The organism is Pseudomonas sp. Pseusp88 (assembly GCF_047303955.1).
Classification (GTDB): Bacteria; Pseudomonadota; Gammaproteobacteria; order Pseudomonadales; family Pseudomonadaceae; genus Aquipseudomonas.
The window spans coordinates 107,344-125,085 of the sequence record NZ_JBGLYM010000021.1 but is presented as its reverse complement, the minus strand read 5'-3'; the positions used below and the strand labels follow the sequence as shown (position 1 = coordinate 125,085).

At 60.7% G+C, this 17,742-nt stretch carries 15 protein-coding genes; 4 read left to right on the top strand and 11 right to left on the bottom strand.

Features of this window, described 5'->3' with window-relative positions; all coding sequences use genetic code 11:
• The 8 genes from ACCD02_RS22840 to ACCD02_RS22805 form a co-directional block, all read right to left on the bottom strand.
• Positions 1-1,259 (bottom strand): AAA family ATPase (locus ACCD02_RS22840; protein WP_413306880.1); only part of this gene is annotated, 1,259 nt, incomplete at its 3' end.
• A gap of 10 nt (positions 1,260-1,269) precedes the next feature.
• Entirely contained in the window at positions 1,270-2,373 is a 1,104-nt protein-coding gene (aroB, locus tag ACCD02_RS22835; RefSeq protein ID WP_413306877.1) for a 3-dehydroquinate synthase, read from the bottom strand.
• 114 nt (positions 2,374-2,487) lie between these two features.
• Entirely contained in the window at positions 2,488-3,006 is a 519-nt protein-coding gene (gene aroK, locus ACCD02_RS22830) for a shikimate kinase AroK (protein ID WP_413306874.1), read from the bottom strand.
• Positions 3,007-3,010: 4 nt separating this feature from the next.
• Complete coding sequence (pilQ, locus tag ACCD02_RS22825) at positions 3,011-5,143, bottom strand: type IV pilus secretin PilQ (protein WP_413306899.1); 2,133 nt, start codon at positions 5,141-5,143, stop codon at positions 3,011-3,013.
• 38 nt (positions 5,144-5,181) lie between these two features.
• On the bottom strand, positions 5,182-5,709 hold the full coding sequence (locus ACCD02_RS22820) for a pilus assembly protein PilP (RefSeq protein ID WP_413306872.1): 528 nt from the start codon (positions 5,707-5,709) through the stop codon (positions 5,182-5,184).
• A complete protein-coding gene (gene pilO, locus ACCD02_RS22815) occupies positions 5,706-6,329 on the bottom strand; it encodes a type 4a pilus biogenesis protein PilO (protein WP_413306869.1) in 624 nt (207 codons plus the stop codon). The genes ACCD02_RS22820 and pilO overlap by 4 nt, the downstream gene beginning before the upstream one ends.
• Entirely contained in the window at positions 6,326-6,892 is a 567-nt protein-coding gene (locus ACCD02_RS22810; RefSeq protein WP_413306867.1) for a PilN domain-containing protein, read from the bottom strand. The genes pilO and ACCD02_RS22810 overlap by 4 nt, the downstream gene beginning before the upstream one ends.
• Positions 6,892-7,956 carry a pilus assembly protein PilM gene (locus tag ACCD02_RS22805; RefSeq protein WP_413306865.1) on the bottom strand — a complete coding sequence of 355 codons (1,065 nt, stop codon included), beginning with the start codon at positions 7,954-7,956 and terminating at the stop codon, positions 6,892-6,894. Before ACCD02_RS22805 ends, ACCD02_RS22810 begins: the two co-directional genes overlap by 1 nt.
• Positions 7,957-8,165: 209 nt before the next feature.
• On the opposite strand from ACCD02_RS22805, the gene ACCD02_RS22800 reads away from it, so the two are divergent.
• Complete coding sequence (locus ACCD02_RS22800; RefSeq protein WP_413306896.1) at positions 8,166-10,607, top strand: penicillin-binding protein 1A; 2,442 nt, start codon at positions 8,166-8,168, stop codon at positions 10,605-10,607.
• 210 nt (positions 10,608-10,817) lie between these two features.
• On the opposite strand, the gene ACCD02_RS22795 is transcribed toward ACCD02_RS22800, so the two are convergent.
• Together ACCD02_RS22795 and rpmE are read right to left on the bottom strand one after the other, a co-directional pair.
• Positions 10,818-12,086: a malic enzyme-like NAD(P)-binding protein gene (locus ACCD02_RS22795; protein WP_413306863.1), complete on the bottom strand. Its 1,269-nt coding sequence runs from the start codon at positions 12,084-12,086 to the stop codon at positions 10,818-10,820.
• Positions 12,087-12,491: 405 nt separating this feature from the next.
• On the bottom strand, positions 12,492-12,713 hold the full coding sequence (gene rpmE, locus ACCD02_RS22790) for a 50S ribosomal protein L31 (protein ID WP_259104279.1): 222 nt from the start codon (positions 12,711-12,713) through the stop codon (positions 12,492-12,494).
• A 167-nt stretch (positions 12,714-12,880) separates the two neighbouring features.
• On the opposite strand from rpmE, the gene ACCD02_RS22785 reads away from it, so the two are divergent.
• Positions 12,881-15,100 carry a primosomal protein N' gene (locus ACCD02_RS22785; protein WP_413306861.1) on the top strand — a complete coding sequence of 740 codons (2,220 nt, stop codon included), beginning with the start codon at positions 12,881-12,883 and terminating at the stop codon, positions 15,098-15,100.
• Here ACCD02_RS22785 and ACCD02_RS22780 read toward each other — a convergent pair.
• Entirely contained in the window at positions 15,094-15,300 is a 207-nt protein-coding gene (locus tag ACCD02_RS22780) for a hypothetical protein (RefSeq protein WP_413306858.1), read from the bottom strand. The two genes, ACCD02_RS22785 and ACCD02_RS22780, sit on opposite strands and share 7 nt — an antisense overlap.
• Between ACCD02_RS22780 and argS the strand changes: the two genes are divergently transcribed.
• Both argS and ACCD02_RS22770 read left to right on the top strand, forming a co-directional pair.
• Positions 15,299-17,035, top strand: coding sequence for an arginine--tRNA ligase (argS, locus tag ACCD02_RS22775; protein ID WP_413306856.1), 1,737 nt, complete (start codon positions 15,299-15,301; stop codon positions 17,033-17,035). The two genes, ACCD02_RS22780 and argS, sit on opposite strands and share 2 nt — an antisense overlap.
• 1 nt (position 17,036) lies before the next feature.
• Entirely contained in the window at positions 17,037-17,738 is a 702-nt protein-coding gene (locus ACCD02_RS22770) for an SPOR domain-containing protein (RefSeq protein ID WP_413306853.1), read from the top strand.
• Positions 17,739-17,742 lie beyond the last annotated feature (4 nt).

Below are 17,742 nucleotides of genomic sequence, written 5' to 3'. Positions count from 1 at the left end.
GGCGCAGGCGTTGGACGTGCGGCCGCCGCTGCGGCGGCAGCTGCTGCACCGGCAGGTGGCTGAATGGACGAACGCGGGCTTTGCGGCACGGCACCGGCCGCTGCGCCTTGTGGCGGCGCTGTAGTCGTGACGGTCGGTGGCTGACCTGGCGACGTGGACGGCACGCCATCATCGTCGCCATCACCGGAACCTGCTGCCTCAGCCAATGGGCCGCGCATCACGGGCTGGGAGTTGCCGACCAGCGGCAACGGCATCGGCTGGGTGTTACCTGCAAACTCAATGGCCGGACCGCCATTGTTGGACTGCTGCGCAACCGGCTTGCCCTGACCCAGCGGCAATTGTGCCTGGGCAGCAGGCGCTGCAGGAGCGGTGGAGTTGCTGTTGCCACCACGCCCCGGCATCAGCCAGGCGGCCAGTACCCCGACCACTACCACGGCGCCTAAAGCCAATACGTGTTTCTTCGGCATCTTGAACCCCATACTTGGACGCTTGACCGCCGTACGACTGGCGATCATCGCTTCAATCATCGAATCTCGGGCCACCTGGTTGATTGCACCAGGCCAGCCATTGGAATGTTCATGAATATCGCTGATCTGTTCGGCCGAGAATAAGCCGATCCCCTGCCCGGCACCTTCAAGGCGCTGTTCCAGGTATTCGCGGGTTTCATCTTCGTTGTAAGGCTGCAACTCGATGACATGGAAACGCTCGCCTTCGGTCTCGCCGGAGACCTTGTCGCATAGCGTTTCCAGGCGATCGATCAGTGAAGCCTCACCGAACAGGAACACATGAGGACGCCCCTCGGCAGTCCCGGCCGCCAAAACCAACAGGGCTTCGAGGGCGGAATCGCCCAGTTGTTCCGCATCGTCCACCAACACGTAGACTTCCTGGCCGGTCAGGGCCAGTTGCACGACCTGGGCTTGAATGGTGCGCATGTCGGCATGGGACGTACCCAGCGCCTGGGCGACCTGCTGCATGACGCCCGCAGCATCGCTGGCACCGCGCGCAGCAACGACGACGCTCTGCACCGATTGCTTGTTGGTACTGGCGACCAGCGCTTGACGCAACAGCGTCTTGCCACTGCCCTGAGGGCCGGTGACCAGCAGGAGCAGTTGGCTGTAACGCGCCAGATGATGAAGCTGCCCCAAAACCGGCTTGCGTTGCGCCGGGAAAAACTTGAAGCCAGGCACCCGTGGTGCAAAAGGGTCATGACTTAACTGGTAATGGCCGAGGAAGGCCTCGTCGGCATGCAAACTCGTCATGGATTTATCATTAGCCTCTAAGCTGATCCACCAGAGCGCGGTAATCCGTCGCCAGGGTGGCCTGAAGTACTTCTTTTGGATAATCGTCGGTAATCACTGCTTCACCCATACGGCGCAGCAGGACCAGACGCATACGGCCATCAAGCACTTTCTTGTCGACAGCCATGTGTTCGAGGAAGTGTTCCGGGGTCATTTCCTGTGGCGGCACGACCGGCAAGCCGGCTCGCTGCAACAGGCGAATACCACGATCGCGCTCCTGGGTGGTGATCCAGCCAAGGCGCGAGGACATTTCCAGCGCCATCGCCGTACCCGCACCCACCGCCTCACCGTGCAACCATACGCCGTAACCCATATGGGTTTCGATGGCATGGCCGAAGGTATGGCCGAGGTTGAGGGTGGCACGCACACCGGTCTCGCGCTCGTCGGCGCCCACCACCAGAGCCTTGGCCCGGCAGGAACGCTCGATGGCCGCGGTTAATGCGACCTGATCCAGGCTGCGCAACTGCTCGACATGCTCTTCGAGCCAGACCAGAAAGGGCTCGTCGCAGATCAGGCCATATTTGATGACTTCGGCCAGACCGGCGGACAGCTCACGCTCAGGCAAGGTGTTCAGGGTTGCCGTGTCGATCAGCACCACATTGGGCTGATAAAAGGCGCCGACCATGTTTTTGCCCAGCGGGTGGTTGATACCGGTCTTGCCACCCACCGACGAATCGACCTGAGACAACAGGGTCGTCGGCACCTGGATGAAATTGACGCCACGCTGATAGCAGGCTGCGGCAAAGCCGGCCATATCGCCGATCACACCACCGCCCAAAGCGATTACCGTGGTCCGGCGATCATGGCGCGCAGTCAGCAGGCCATCGAAGATGGTTTGCAGGGTTTCCCAGTTCTTGAACGCCTCGCCATCGGGCAGCACTACCGAAATCACGCTGTATCCGGCCAGTGTGCGGGTCAGCCGCTCAAGATAGAGAGGTGCGACAGTCGCATTGGAAACGATGGCTACCTGCCGCCCGACGATATGCGGCGCCAGCAGCTCAAGCCGGTCCAGCAGGCCTTCGCCAATATGAATCGGGTAACTGCGTTCGCCAAGCTCGACCTTTAATGTCTGCATGTGTCCCCACATTGAATAACGATTGGGCATCTGCGAGCGGCGCGGAAATGGCATATGGCCATGCTACCTGCCTGCTCCAGTGGTCGCCGAGGATAGCGCATTTCTGCCTGCGCTTTAACGGGGAGGAAGCTCTGCCAAGCGCGCGAGGATGTCAAGGACGACCATTCGCGGCGGCCGCTCGTCGGTTTCGATGATGACATCGGCAATTTCACGGTACAGCGGATCGCGCAAGGCCAACAGGTCACGCAACACCTGCTCCGGGTTGGCCGTACGCAGCAGCGGGCGATTGCGATCACGGGCGGTACGCCCGACCTGCTGCTCCACCGAGGCGTGCAGATAGACCACGCGCCCTCCGGCGTGCAGGGCCTTGCGATTTTCGTCGCGCATGACCGCGCCGCCACCGGTCGCCAGAACGACGCCGTCGGCAGCACAGAGCTCGGCAATCATGGCCTGCTCGCGATCACGAAATCCGGGCTCGCCTTCCTTGTCGAAGATCCACGGGATATTGGCACCCGTGCGCAGTTCGATTTCCTTGTCGGAATCCTTGAACGGCAATCGCAGCTCTTTGGCCAGCAAACGGCCGATGGTGCTCTTGCCTGCACCCATCGGCCCTACAAGTATTAAATTTCGCACAGAATCAACGACTCACAGCAATCGCCGGGTTGTTCATGATACGCGGAGTCAGGAATACCAGCAGCTCGGATTTCTGCTCCGAAACCACGTCGCGTCGGAAAAGGCGGCCAATGTACGGCACATCGCCCAAAAATGGCACCTTGTCGACAACTTTGCTTTGCGTATTGGAGAACACGCCACCGATCACGATGGTCTCGCCATCGGAGATCAGCACCTTGGCGTTGACCTCGTTTTTCTTGATCGGCGGCACGCCCAGCACGGTATTCAAGTAGTCCGGCTCATCCTTGTTGACCTTCACTTCCATGATGATGCGATTGTCCGGGGTGATCTGCGGCGTCACTTCCAGGGACAACGCAGCCTGCTTGAACGAGACCGTGGTCGCGCCGCTGGAGCTGGCTTCCTGATACGGGATTTCCGTACCCTTGAGGATCTTCGCGGTCTCTTTGTCGGAGGTCACGACCTTGGGCTGCGAAACGATTTCGCCGTTACCGGTCTTCTCCATGGCGCTCAGTTCCAGGTCCAGCAAGGTGTTGCCGGTGACGAAACCGATGCCGAAGCCGGAGGTGGCATTGGCGGCGCTCATATCTACGAATGGTACGTTTCGGGTCAGATTGCCGGTGGTATTGCCAGCTTCGTCACCATTGTCATCGAGACCATACAGCTGGCCATTTTTGCCGAGAGTGGTCGCCCCGCCCCAACGCACACCCAGCGCCTTGTCATAGCCGACGTTGGCTTCGACGATACGCGCCTCGATCATCACCTGACGCACCGGAATATCCAGCTGGGCCACGATACGACGCAGTTCGTCGAGGCGCTCCTGGGTCTGATAGGCAATGATGCTGTTGGTGCGGGCATCGACCGTGATCGAGCCGCGTTCTTTCTCTTCAGCGCCCTCGGCCTGCTGACGGGTCACCGATTTGAACAGGTCGGCGATGTCCTTGGCTTTGGCGTAGTTGACCTGCAACAGCTCGCGACGCAGCGGTGCCAGTTCGGCCACCTGCTTCATCGACTCCAGCTCCTGACGCTCGCGGGCGGCAATTTCATCCGCTGGCGCGATCAGCAGCACACTGCCGACCTTGCGCTTGTCCAGGCCCTTGGTTTTCAACACCAGATCCAGCGCCTGATCCCACGGTACGTTTTGCAGGCGCAGGGTGATACCGCCCTGAACCGTGTCACTGGCCACCAGGTTGAGGTTGGTGAAGTCAGCGATCAATTGCAGCACTGAACGCACGTCGATGTCCTGGAAGTTCAGCGACAGCTTCTCGCCGGTGTACACCGGTTTATCGGCGGCACGGCGGGCCACATCTTCGGTGGTCAACGGGCGCACGCTGATGGTCAGCTTGTTTTCGGTCTGGTAGGCCGAATAGTCGAAGGCGCCGGCAGGCTCGATCTCGATGCTGGCTTTGTCACCGCTCACCGAGGCGTTGACGAACTGCACCGGCGTGGCGAAGTCCTTCACGTCCAGGCGCAGGCGCAGTTTGTCCGGCAGTTGGGTCTTGGCGAAATCGACACGAATCTTGCCGCCCTGCTCCTGAATATCCGGCGCCATGGCCGGATCACCCAAGTCGATGATGACATTGCCTTCACCCAGTTCGCCGCGCTGGAAGTCGACGTTCCTGATCACCCGGCCAGCCGGGACATAGGCCCTGGCCGGAGTCGACGGCGGCACCGACACCTGGGCGGCGCCCTTGCTGTTGGTTGGTCGGGCCGCCGCAGGCTGCACTGGCTGAGCGGCAGGCGCGGCGGCAACAGGGCTCGGCCCCTGGCCCACGATGACAAACAGGCGATTGCCTTCAACTCGCGTCGAATAAGGCGCCAGCGTCGTCAGATTGACGATAACCCGCGTGCGGTCCTTGGCCTCGACCACGGTCACACTGTGGGCGTTACCGGCGCCCAGGTCGCGGGTCTTGTTGGCCAACTGGCTGACCACGCCCGGCAGATCGAGTGCGATACGTGCCGGCTGCGCAGTGGTATAGCCACGCGGCTCAGGGACCGGCGTGTCAAAGGTCAGCTTCAGCTCGACCCGGTCTCCAGGCAATGAAGCGACGTCCAGCGCCTTCAGGCTGGCGGCCTGGGTCACCGGCGAAATCATCGCAATCCATAGCGATACACCGATAATCGAGAGAATCCGGGTCATGATGAATTTCCGTTGTTGCATGCTTGTTCCAACCCACTTCATGAGCGTTCTTTAAGGGAAATACTGCGCGGTCGTTCCAGCCAGGCTCCCTCCCCATCAGAAACAATTTCGATGACATCCACCTGCGAATCACTGACGGAGACGATCCGGCCGTTATCGCGGCCCAGATAATCGCCTACCTTGACCCGATGCACGCCGCCAGCGCCGCGCAACAGGGCAAAAGTACCGGTGTCGTTGGAAATCGTGCCGACCATTTCAAACGTCTCGATGCCGAAGCCTTCGAGGAACTGCTTGACCCGCGTCTCGTCCGGCTTGATCTGCCGCGAGCCTTTCTGCCGGGCAACGGTGTCGTTCTTGATCGGCGGCTGAAAAGGACTGCGCAGGTTTGAGGCGCTATAGGCAAAGGCTTCATAAGGACGAAACTTGGGCAGTGGCTCGATGACCCCGGTGGGCCTGGCCTTCGCTTCGTTCATGAACGTCGTCAAATCGGCAAACTGGTTGTCGTTACCGCAACCGGCCAGCCCCATCAAGGCCGCACTGACGCACAGCAATCGCGCCACCCTCATTTCTTCAGCCCTTCATCGTTGTAGCGGTAAGTCTTGGCCAGGATACTCATGCGCAGCTTCAGCGGATTCTTCGGGTCGGCGGGCTTGATCGCGAAATCATGCAGCGTAACGATACGCGGCAGGCTGGAGACGCCGCTGGCGAAGGTCGCCAGGTCATGGTACGCCCCGACCACGGTGATCTGGATCGGCAGCTCGATGTAGAAAGGCTGCACCGACTCGGGCAACAGCTTGATCTCTTCGAATTCCAGGTTGCTGCTCAGCCCCGTGCGGGTGATGTCTTCAAGCAGGCCGGGCACTTCGGTATCGCTGGGCAGTTGTCGCAGCAAGGCACCGAAGGTGTTTTCCATCTCGGTCATCTGGCGCTTGTACGGCTCAAGGTTGGCCGCCTGGAACGCCTTGGTGGTGAACTGCTCCTTGAGCGTTGTTTCACCGATCTGCGCAGAGCTGAGCTGGCCTTCAAGGTCCTGGATATAAAAGAAATACCCAAGGCCCAGCACCAGCACCATTAACAGTGCCGAAGCAATGACCTTGACCACCACCGGCCACGAACCGAGGTTGTTGACGTCCAGCTCGCTGATTTCAACCTTGCGCAGGCTCTCCAGCCATTCTGCGGGCCTCATGGCTTGGCCCCCTCAACCGAAGGCTGCGTCTGGCGCACCGTCAGCTGGAAGGAGTTGGCCTGATCCACGGCACCGGCGGCAGCCGCCTTGACCTCGGTCAGATTCGGCGACTCCAGCCATGACGACGCGGCGAGATTACGCATCAGGTCCGACACCCGATTGTTCGACTCGGCGATGCCGCTGATGGAGATGAGTTTGTCCTTCATAGTCACTTCGTTGTAATAGACGCCATCCGGAACGCTGCGGGCCAGTTGATCGAACACCCGGCCAATGACCTGCCGGTTGCCTTGCAGGTCCTGAATGATCTTCATGCGCTCCAGCAACTGCTTGCGGCGCGCCTTGAGGTCGCTGATTTCCTTGATGCGCAGATCCAGTTGGGCGACTTCTTTCTGCACCAGGACGTTGCGCGCCAATTGATTGCTCAGCTCGGCACTGAGATAGCGATCGACGAGCATCAGCAGGGCAACAGCCATCACCAGCACGCATGCCAGGGCGGTGAGAAAGCGTTTCTTGCGCTCTTCACGCAGTTGTTCACGCCAGGGTAAAAGGTTAATCCGCGCCATCAGTCAAAGCTCCTCATGGCCAGGCCGCAGGCAATCATCAGGGCGGGGGCATCACTGGACAACGCACCGGCATTGACCTTGGCGCTCAGGGCCATGTCGGCGAACGGATTGGCGACCAGTGTAGGGGTGCCGATGCGCTGCTGGATCAACCTGTCGAGACCGGCAATGGAAGCCGTACCGCCTGCCAGCATGATGTAGTCCACGGAGTTGTACTGGCCGGCGGCGAAGAAAAATTGCAGCGAGCGGGAAACTTGCTGGACCAGAGCGTCCTTATAGGGCGCCAGGACTTCCATGTTGTAGTCGTCAGGCAGGCCGCCCTGCTTCTTGGCAAGCCCGGCCTCTTCCATGGACAGGCCGTAGCGACGCTGGATTTCCTCGGTCAGCTGACGCCCGCCGAACAGTTGCTCGCGGGTATAGATGATGCGACCGCGATGCAGCACGCTAAGGGTGGTCATGGTCGCGCCGATATCCACAACGGCGACTGTGAGTTCTTCGTGACCGTTGCCCAACTGGGCCGAGAACAGGCCGAAGGCACGCTCCAGGGCATAGGCTTCGACGTCGACTACCTTGGCGGTCAGCCCCGCCAGGGCCAGGGCGGCTTCGCGGACTTCGACGTTTTCCTTGCGGCAGGCAGCGAGCAGGACTTCGACACGCTCGGGATTGCGCACCGAGTAGCCCTGGACTTCAAAGTCGATGGACACTTCTTCGAGGGGATAGGGAATGTACTGGTCAGCTTCGATCTTGAGCTGGTTTTCCATATCGTCGTCGGTCAGACCCGCATCCATCTCGATGGTCTTGGTGATGACCGCAGAGCCGGCAACTGCAACCGCCGCGTTTTTGACACTGGTCTTGGCCTTGATCAGCACGCGCGACAAGGCGTGCCCGACGCCTTCCAGCTCAGCAATGTTTTTCTCGACCACAGCATTGGCGGGCAATGGTTCGACCGCGTATGACTCGACCTTGTAACGGGTGCCGGAACGACTCAATTCAAGGAGTTTTACCGAGGTGGAGCTAATATCGATCCCTAGAAGGGTATTGGCCTTCTTACTGAAGAGTTCGAACACAACCTATTTCCTATGAGTTTCCGTCACTTACGGACAATTTTTTGTTCAGTGCCACCGGCGGCTGCCTTGACAGTAGCGCAAATAACGCTCGGAGACGAAAAATGCTTATAATGCCCAGCGTTTTTTTCGTTTAAACAAGCTTCAAGGCGTGTTCATTTGTTGATGCCTGCGCTTAACCCATTCTTTTTTCTGGAAATCCAAAAGCCTTGATACGCCTGCTGAAGTTTTTCTGGTGGTCTCTCGTCGCCATGGTCTGTGGGCTGCTGCTCGTTCTGAGCGGTGCCTATCTTTACCTGAGCCCCAGCCTGCCGTCCGTTGACGCCCTGAGAAGCATCCAGCTGCAAATCCCGCTGCGAGTTTATAGCAGTGACGGCAAATTGATTGCAGAGTTTGGCGAAATGCGCCGCTCGCCGATCCGCTTCTCCGAGATTCCGCCCAACTTCATCAACGCCCTGCTCTCGGCCGAGGATGACAACTTCGCCAACCATTACGGCGTCGACCCCAGCAGTTTGATGCGCGCCGCTTCACAACTGGTGAAAAGCGGTCACATTCAGACCGGCGGCAGTACCATCACCATGCAGGTGGCAAAAAACTTTTTCCTGACCAGCGAAAGAAGTTTTTCACGTAAAGCCACCGAGATTCTTCTTGCCCTGCAAATCGAGCGCCAACTGACCAAGGACGAGATCCTTGAGTTGTACGTCAACAAAATCTACCTGGGCAACCGCGCCTACGGTATCGAGGCGGCGTCGCAGGTTTACTACGGCAAATCGATCCGCGATGCCAGCCTGGGGCAGATGGCTACGATTGCCGGTCTGCCCAAGGCACCTTCGCGATTCAATCCCCTGGCCAACCCGGCCCGCGCCAAAGAGCGCCGCGACTGGATCCTGGGGCGGATGTTCAAGCTGGGCAAGATTGACGAAAAGGCCTACCAGACCGCTCTGGCCGAGCCGCTCAACGCCAGCTACCACGTGCCGACGCCGGAAGTTAATGCCCCGTATGTCGCCGAAATGGCCCGCGCCGAAATGGTCGGCCGCTATGGCAGCGACGCTTATACTGAAGGCTTCCGTGTCACCACCACCGTACCAAGCGACCGCCAGGAAGACGCCAACCGCGCTGTTCAGGACGGCCTGATCGAATACGACCAGCGTCACGGCTACCGCGGCCCGGAAAGCCGATTCCCTGGCATGACCCGCGAGGCCTGGACCCAGGAGCTGATCAAACAGCGCACTATCAGCGGCCTTGAACCGGCCATCGTCACCCTGATCGACAAGAGCGGCCTGCGCGTCCTGACCCATAACGGCGAAAAAGAAGAAACCGTTGCCTGGGACAGCATGAAATGGGCGCGCCCTTACCTGAATACCAACAGCATTGGCGCAGCACCGCGTTCGGCTGCCGACGTGGCCCATGTCGGCGACCTGATCCGCGTGCAGCGCAAGCCTGACGGCACTCTGAAATTCAGCCAGGTCCCCACCGCCCAGAGCGCGCTGGTGTCCCTGGACCCGAAAAACGGCGCCATCCGGGCACTGGTCGGCGGCTTTGCCTTCGAACAGAGCAATTACAACCGCGCGACCCAGGCCAAGCGTCAGCCGGGTTCGAGCTTCAAGCCATTCGTTTACAGCGCTGCTCTGGACAACGGCTACACCGCCGCCAGCCTGGTCAACGACGCACCGATCGTGTTCGTCGACGAGTATCTGGACAAGGTCTGGCGTCCGAAGAATGACAACGGCACCTTCCTTGGTCCGATTCGTCTGCGCGAAGCCCTGTACAAGTCGCGTAACCTGGTATCGATCCGCCTGCTGCAGGCCCTGGGTGTCGAGAGCACGATCGACTACATCACCCGCTTCGGCTTCAACAAGACCGATCTGCCGCGCAACCTGTCCCTGGCCCTGGGTACCGCAACCCTGACGCCGATGGAAATCGTCACCGGTTGGGCGACCTTTGCCAACGGCGGCTACAAGGTCTCGCCATACCTGATCCAGAAGATCGAGAACCGTGAAGGCGTCACCCTGTTCACGGCCAACCCGCCAACCGTACCGGCCGTTGACAGCAAGGTCGCGCCAAATACCTCGATCTATGCTGTCAATGATGGGCCGGCATTGACCACCAACGTCACCCCTGCTGCCGTGGATCCTGGCGCACCGGCCGTGGCCGAACGCATCGTCGATGGCCGCACCACATACATCCTCAACAGCATGCTGGAGGACGTGATCAAGCTGGGTACGGGGCGGCGCGCCCTGTCCATGGGGCGTCCGGATATCGCCGGCAAGACCGGTACTACAAACGAATCCAAGGACGCCTGGTTCACCGGTTATAACGCCGACTACGTGACCACGGTCTGGACTGGCTTCGACCAACCGGAAAGCCTCGGTCGACGGGAATTTGGCGGTACCGTCGCCCTGCCAATCTGGATGGACTACATGAGTGCCGCGCTCAAGGACAAGCCGCCACATACCCAGGCCGAACCGGATGGCATTCTCAGCCTGCGGGTCGACCCGGTCAGTGGCCGCGCCGCGACGCCGAGCACACCTAACGCCTTCTTCGAGCTGTTCAAGAGTGAAGATACGCCGCCGAGCGTGAATGAACTGGGTAATGGTGTGGTTCCGGGCAGCCCGCTGCCGGCAGATGAATCGGCACCGATCGACCTGTTCTGATCCAACAGCACCGCATTCTGCGTCCGGATGTGACGCAGAATGTCAGGCGACTAATGGCCACATGCCATTCTCTATCGATGACATCTGTGGCACGGGCTTTAGCCGGCAAGGCGTAGTCCCGACTAAAGCCGGCCCCACAGAAGCGCTCTTATCTATATTGCGCGCAAAAAAAACCCGCATCACTGCGGGTTTTTTGTTTATCACTCGGCCTTAGCCGTTGAACACGTCATCGACGCTTTTCAACGGGTAGTGCTTCGGATACGGCAGGGTGGCAACGCCGGTCTCGATGGCCGCTTTCGCAACGGCATCAGCGATCAGGCCCAACAGGCGTGCATCCATTGGCTTCGGAATGATGTACTCACGACCGAATTCCAGCTTGATGCCGCCGTAGGCGTCGCAGACTTCCTGTGGAACCGGCAGCTTGGCCAGTTCGCGCAGGGCGTTGGCCGCAGCGATTTTCATTTCTTCGTTGATGCGCTTGGCGCGAACGTCCAGGGCACCGCGGAAGATGAACGGGAAGCCCAGTACGTTGTTGACCTGGTTCGGGAAGTCCGAACGACCGGTGGCCATGATCACGTCGTTACGGGTGGCGTGAGCCAGGGCCGGGGCGATTTCCGGATCAGGGTTCGAGCAGGCGAACACGATCGGGTCACGGGCCATCAGCTTGAGGTTTTCCGCGCTCAGCAGGTTCGGGCCAGACAGACCGACAAACACGTCAGCGCCGTCGAGGGCATCGCTCAGGGTGCGTTTTTCAGTCGCGTGGGCGAACACTGCCTTGTACTGGTTCAGGTCGGTACGGCCGGAATGGACCACGCCATTACGGTCGATCATGAAGATGTTTTCGATCTTCGCGCCCATGCTCACCAGCAGCTTCATGCAGGAGATCGCGGCAGCACCAGCACCCAGGCAGACGATTTTCGCCTCTTCCAGGGTTTTGCCGACGATTTCCAGGGCATTGATCATACCGGCGGCAGTAACGATTGCGGTGCCATGTTGGTCATCATGGAAAACCGGAATGTCACACTGCTCGATCAGCGCCTTTTCGATCTCGAAGCACTCAGGTGCCTTGATATCTTCCAGGTTGATACCGCCGAAGGTGATGGAGATACGTTTAACGGTGTCGATGAAAGCCTGAGGGCTTTCGGAGTCCACTTCGATATCGAAAACGTCGATCCCGGCGAAACGCTTGAACAGAACACCCTTGCCTTCCATAACCGGCTTGGACGCCAATGGACCCAGGTTACCCAGGCCAAGAATGGCGGTGCCGTCGGAGATCACTGCAACCAGGTTGCCCTTACCGGTGTAGCGGTAGGCCAGCTCAGGATCACGAGCGATTTCACGTACTGGTTCAGCAACACCCGGGCTGTAGGCCAGCGCCAGATCACGAGCGGTTGCAGTAGGCTTGGTGAGTTCAACGCTCAGTTTTCCTGGTCGGGGATTGGCGTGATACTCGAGAGCGGCAGTTTTCAGATCAGACATGTGTGCATTCCGCTTTTTTATTTCTGTGGGACAGACGGACCGCCGAGGATACGCAAGTAAGAAAGTCCGAACAAGACTGCCCGGTCACTTGTGTCAAGGGGCGCGAGCTACGACTTTACGCTTATACGCGAGCCTCTGTGGCCCCGTCGCAGAGCGTTCAAACCGCAGACAACCGCACCAGCATAGGATGACCGATCAGGTTCAGCCAGCGCGCCCGCCCTTGCCTGACGCCCTCTCGTCGTACGCATTCATCCAGCTGCCTGCGGCGTTGCGCCGCACGCCGTCGACCCGAGGGGAAAACCTGGTAAAGCCGCCCCTGCTTATCGACAACTTGTGTCCAGGCCAAATCCCAGGCACAAAAAAGGCGTCCACAAGGGACGCCTTTGTGCACAGCAAAACCAGGGATTAGTTGGTTTTGGCAGCGCCGAACGCACCGAAACGCGATTTGAAACGGTCAACACGACCGCCCACGTCCAGCGTTTTTTGCTTGCCGGTGTAGAACGGGTGGCATTCGTTGCACACGTCCAGACTCAGAGGCTTGGCGAGGGTGGAACGAGTCTTGATGACATTGCCGCAGCTGCAGGTTGCGTCAATGGCTTCGTAAACTGGATGGATATCAGCTTTCATGGATACTTCCTCGGGCTAGACGTGCCGCCACCCAACACTATTGTTGAATACCGCACGTAATAAGGCTGCGGATACTACCAGACAATTGGAATGACGCAAGTGAACGTCAGCACCGATCGTCTGCTAAGCTCGCCGTCCGCTCACGACCGTAACAGAGAATTTCCCGCGTGCCCGACGCCATCCTGCGCCTCGCTCTGCCCTCACCGCTGCGCCGCCTGTTCGACTACCGCCTGCCCGCTGGCGTTGAGCGCAGCATGCTGCAACCGGGCATGCGCCTGCGGGTGCCATTCGGCTCACGGCAAATGATTGGCGTGCTGATCGAAGTGGTGGATCACAGCGATGTGCCGGCCGACAAACTCAAGCCCGCCCTGGCCCTGCTCGATCAGCAGTCGCCGATGCCGCCGTCGCTGTTCAAGCTGTGCCTGTGGACTTCGCAGTATTACCAGCATGGTCTGGGCGACACCCTGAGCTGGGCGCTGCCGGTTCTACTGCGTCAGGGCGAAGTGGCCGAGTCCCGCCAGGAACGCTTCTGGCAAGTGGCGCCCGGTGCCAGCATTGACGATCCGCGCATCGCCCGTGCGCCCAAGCAGCGCGAAGCCCTGACCACTCTTGCTCAGCACCCCCACGGCGTCGCCCATCAGTTGCTCGATAAACTGGAGCTGAATAAAAGCAGCCTCAATCTGCTGCTGGAGAAGGATCTGGTACAGGTCGAGGTGCGCAGCCATGCTCCTGTCGCCCGTCACGAACGCTGGCTGGCACAGCCGGAACTGCCGCTCAATACCGAGCAACGTGCGGCCTATCAGGCGATTCGTGCCGGTTTCGGCAGTTTTCATGCTTTCCTTCTGGCGGGGGTCACCGGTAGCGGCAAGACCGAGGTCTACCTGCAACTGATCCGCGAAACCCTGGAAGCGGGCAAGCAGGCCCTCGTTCTGATCCCGGAGATCAACCTCGGCCCGCAGACCCTGGCGCGCTTCGAACAACGCTTCAACGCCCGCATCGCTCTGGTGCACTCAGCGGTCAATGATCGAGATCGCCTCGACGCCTGGCTGGCCGCCCGTGACGGCGAGGCCGACATTATTATTGGCACCCGCTCGGCGCTGTTTACGCCCATGAAGCATCCGGGCCTGATCATCGTCGACGAAGAGCACGACGGTTCCTATAAACAGCAGGAAGGCCTGCGCTACCACGCCCGGGACCTGGCCCTGGTCCGCGCACGCCAGGAAAACATACCGATCGTGCTGGGGTCGGCCACCCCGTCCCTGGAAAGCCTGCATAACGCCTATACCGGCCGCTACGGCCTGCTGCGCCTGACCCAACGGGCTGGCGGCGCCCAGCAGCCGCGTTTCCTGCGCCTGGACGTGAAAAGCCGGCCCATGGACAGCGGCATCAGCGGCCCCATGCAGCAAGCCATCGGCCAGACCCTGGCGGCAGGCCAACAGGTGTTGGTGTTTCTCAACCGCCGCGGCTACGCCCCGACCCTGCTCTGTCATGACTGTGGCTGGCTGTCCGGTTGCCCGCGCTGCGATGCACGCATGACCGTGCACCAGCGCTCCGGCGAACTGCGCTGCCATCACTGCGGCCACGTCGAGCGCGTACCTCGACAGTGCCCGTCGTGCAATCAGGTGGATCTGCGCCCGGTCGGCGCGGGCACCGAGCGTGCGGAGGATCGCCTGGCCATTCTGTTCCCCGATTACCCGGTGCTGCGGGTCGACCGCGACAGCACCTCGCGCAAGGATGCGATGAACCAGCTGTTCGCCACGGTCCAGCGCGGCCAGCCGTGCATCCTCGTCGGCACCCAGATGCTCGCCAAGGGACACCACTTTCCGCGAGTTACCCTGGTGTCGATCCTCGACGCCGATGGCGGGCTGTTTTCCGGGGATTTCCGCGCCGCCGAACGCATGGCGCAGTTGATCGTGCAGGTTGCTGGCCGTGCCGGGCGTGCCGAAGAGCCGGGCAAGGTGATTATCCAGACTCACCTTGCCGACCACCCGCTGTTGGTGCAGTTGACCGAACAGGGCTATTTCGCCTTCGCCGAGCAAGCCCTGAGCGAGCGCCGCGCCGCCGGGCTGCCACCGTTTGCCCATCTGGCGCTGCTGCGCGCCGAAGCCCATAAGCCGGGGCAGGCCGAAGGTTTTCTCGATGAAGCCTGCGCCGAAGCCGAACAACTGGTCAGCGAAATGCAGTTGGGCGGCATCGAACTGCTAGGCCCGGTACCGGCGCCCATGGAACGCCGCGCCGGACGCTTCCGCGCGCAGCTGCTGATCCAGGCCTGCGCCCGGGCACCGTTGCACCGCCTGCTCAACAGCTGGATGCTGGCACTGGAGCAAATGCCCAGCGGTCGTCAGGTGCGCTGGTCGCTGGATGTGGATCCGGTGGATCTTTATTGATAGATAAACTCCGTTGGAGCGAGGCTTGCCTGCGAAGTGGCCGGTACATCCGCCACATCTTCACAACATGAAACAACGCTTTCGCGGGCAAGCCTCGCTCCAACGGCGGTTGGCAATGTGGCTCCGTCAACGGATAATGCCCAGTTTTTCCACCCGCGCATCCAGGCGCCGCCGCGCTTGCGGTCGAAAGAGAGCATCATGAAAGACACCATTCGCCAGTTGATCCAACAAGCCCTGACCCGACTCGTCAACGAAGGCGTCTTGCCTGAAGGGCTGACCCCGGCGATTCAGGTGGAAAACGCCCGGGACAAGACCCACGGCGACTTCGCCAGCAATATCGCGATGATGCTGGCCAAGCCGGCGGGCATGAAGCCTCGCGACCTGGCGGAAAAACTCATCGCCGCGCTGCCTGCCGACGAGCAGATCAGCAAGGTGGAGATCGCCGGCCCCGGCTTCCTCAACTTCTTCCAGAACACCCAGGCCCTGGCCTCGCGCCTGGATGCCGCGCTGGCCGATGCCACCCTGTCGGTGCGCAAGAACAGTGCAGCCCAGCGTGTGGTGGTCGACCTGTCAGCGCCGAACCTGGCCAAGGAAATGCACGTCGGCCACCTGCGTTCAACCATCATCGGCGACGGCGTGGCCAGTGTTCTGGAGTTCCTCGGCGACACCGTGATCCGCCAGAACCACGTCGGCGACTGGGGCACCCAGTTCGGTATGCTGCTGGCCTACCTGCAGGAAACCCCGGCCACCAGTGACGAGCTGTCAGACCTGGAAAATTTCTACCGCGCCGCCAAGGGCCGCTTCGACGAGTCCGAAGAGTTCGCCGAGCGCGCCCGTGGCCTGGTGGTCAAGCTGCAGGCCGGTGACGCCGAATGCCTGAGCCTGTGGACCCGTTTCAAGGACATTTCCCTGTCCCACTGCCAGGAAGTCTACGAGCGCCTCAACGTCAAACTGACACCGGCCGATGTCATGGGCGAAAGCGCCTACAACGACGATCTGGCCAATGTCGTCAGCGACCTGAAGAAAGCCGGGCTGCTGGTCGAGAGCAATGGCGCCCAGTGCGTATTCCTCGAAGAATTCAAGACCGCCGAAGGCACGCCGCTGCCAGTGATCGTGCAGAAGGCCGGTGGCGGTTATCTGTACGCCACCACTGACCTGGCCGCCGTGCGCTATCGCAGCAACGTCCTGAAAGCCGATCGCGCCCTGTACTTCGTCGACCAGCGTCAGGCCCTGCACTTCCAGCAGGTGTTCGAAGTGGCCCGCCGCGCCGGATTCGTCACCAACGGCATGCAGATGGAACACATGGGCTTCGGCACCATGAACGGCGCCGATGGCCGTCCGTTCAAGACCCGCGACGGCGGTACGGTAAAACTGGTCGACCTGCTCGACGAAGCCGAGCAGCGCGCCTACACCCTGGTCAAGGACAAGAACCCGGAACTGGCCGAAGACGAACTGCGCCAGATCGCCAAGGCCGTGGGCATCAGCGCGGTGAAATACGCCGACCTGTCCAAGCACCGCGCCAGCGACTACAGCTTCAACTTCGACCAGATGCTCAGCTTCGAAGGCAACACCGCGCCCTACCTGCTGTATGCCTATACCCGCGTGGCCGGGGTTTTCCGCAAGCTGGGCGAACCCTTTGATGCCAGCAAGGGTCAGATCGTCCTGGATGCACCTCAGGAGCAGGAACTGGCCGCACGTCTGGCCCAGTTCGGCGAAATCCTCAACAACGTCGCAGAGAAAGGCACGCCACATGTGTTGTGCGCCTACATCTATGACCTGGCCGGGCTGTTTTCCAGCTTCTACGAAAACTGCCCGATCCTCGGTGCCGAGAATCCGGAACAACAACAAAGCCGTCTGCGCCTTGCCGCATTGACCGGTCGCACTCTCAAGCAAGGCCTGGATCTGTTGGGTCTGGAAACTCTGGAGCGTATGTAATTTGGCCGTTGCGAAAAAGAAGTCTCCACCCCCGAAACGCGGCGCCAGCCGCTATCAGGCACCGGCAAAGAAGCCTATTCCGGGCTGGCTTTGGATGGTCGCCGGGCTCACCGTGGGCGCGTTCATCGTTTTCCTGATGAAGCTCGAGCCCGGTGGCGAGGACGTCAAGCGGGTCAAGGCCGAGGCCAAGGCAGCGAAAATCGTCGAGGCGAACAAGACGCCGCCAAGCCCGACCGCGCCGGTCAAGCCCAAGTACGACTTCTACACGCTGCTGCCGGAATCGGAAGTCATCGTGCCCAAGGAAGCCGTGCCGGAGAAAACCCCGCCGGCAATGGTTGCGCCGCTGCCTGCGGTGACGCCTGAGCAGGCAGCGAAGATCGATACCGTCCGTGCCCAGGCCGCCCTCAGCGGCCTGACTCCGCCGCCAGCGCCACCGGTGGTTAACACCACCAAGCCGGCACCGGTGACCCAGTTCTTCCTGCAGGCCGGTTCGTTCCGCAAACAGGCGGATGCGGACAAGGTGCGTGCGCAGATCATCCTGCTCGGGCAGGCGGTCAACGTGGAGTCCGGGACGGTCAAGGATGAAACCTGGTACCGCGTACTGGTCGGCCCGTTCAGCAACCGTGAACAGCTGACAACGGCGCAGAAGCAACTGGCGGGCAGCGGCTTCAATAACCTCCTGTTACAACAGCGCAGCAAATAGGCCC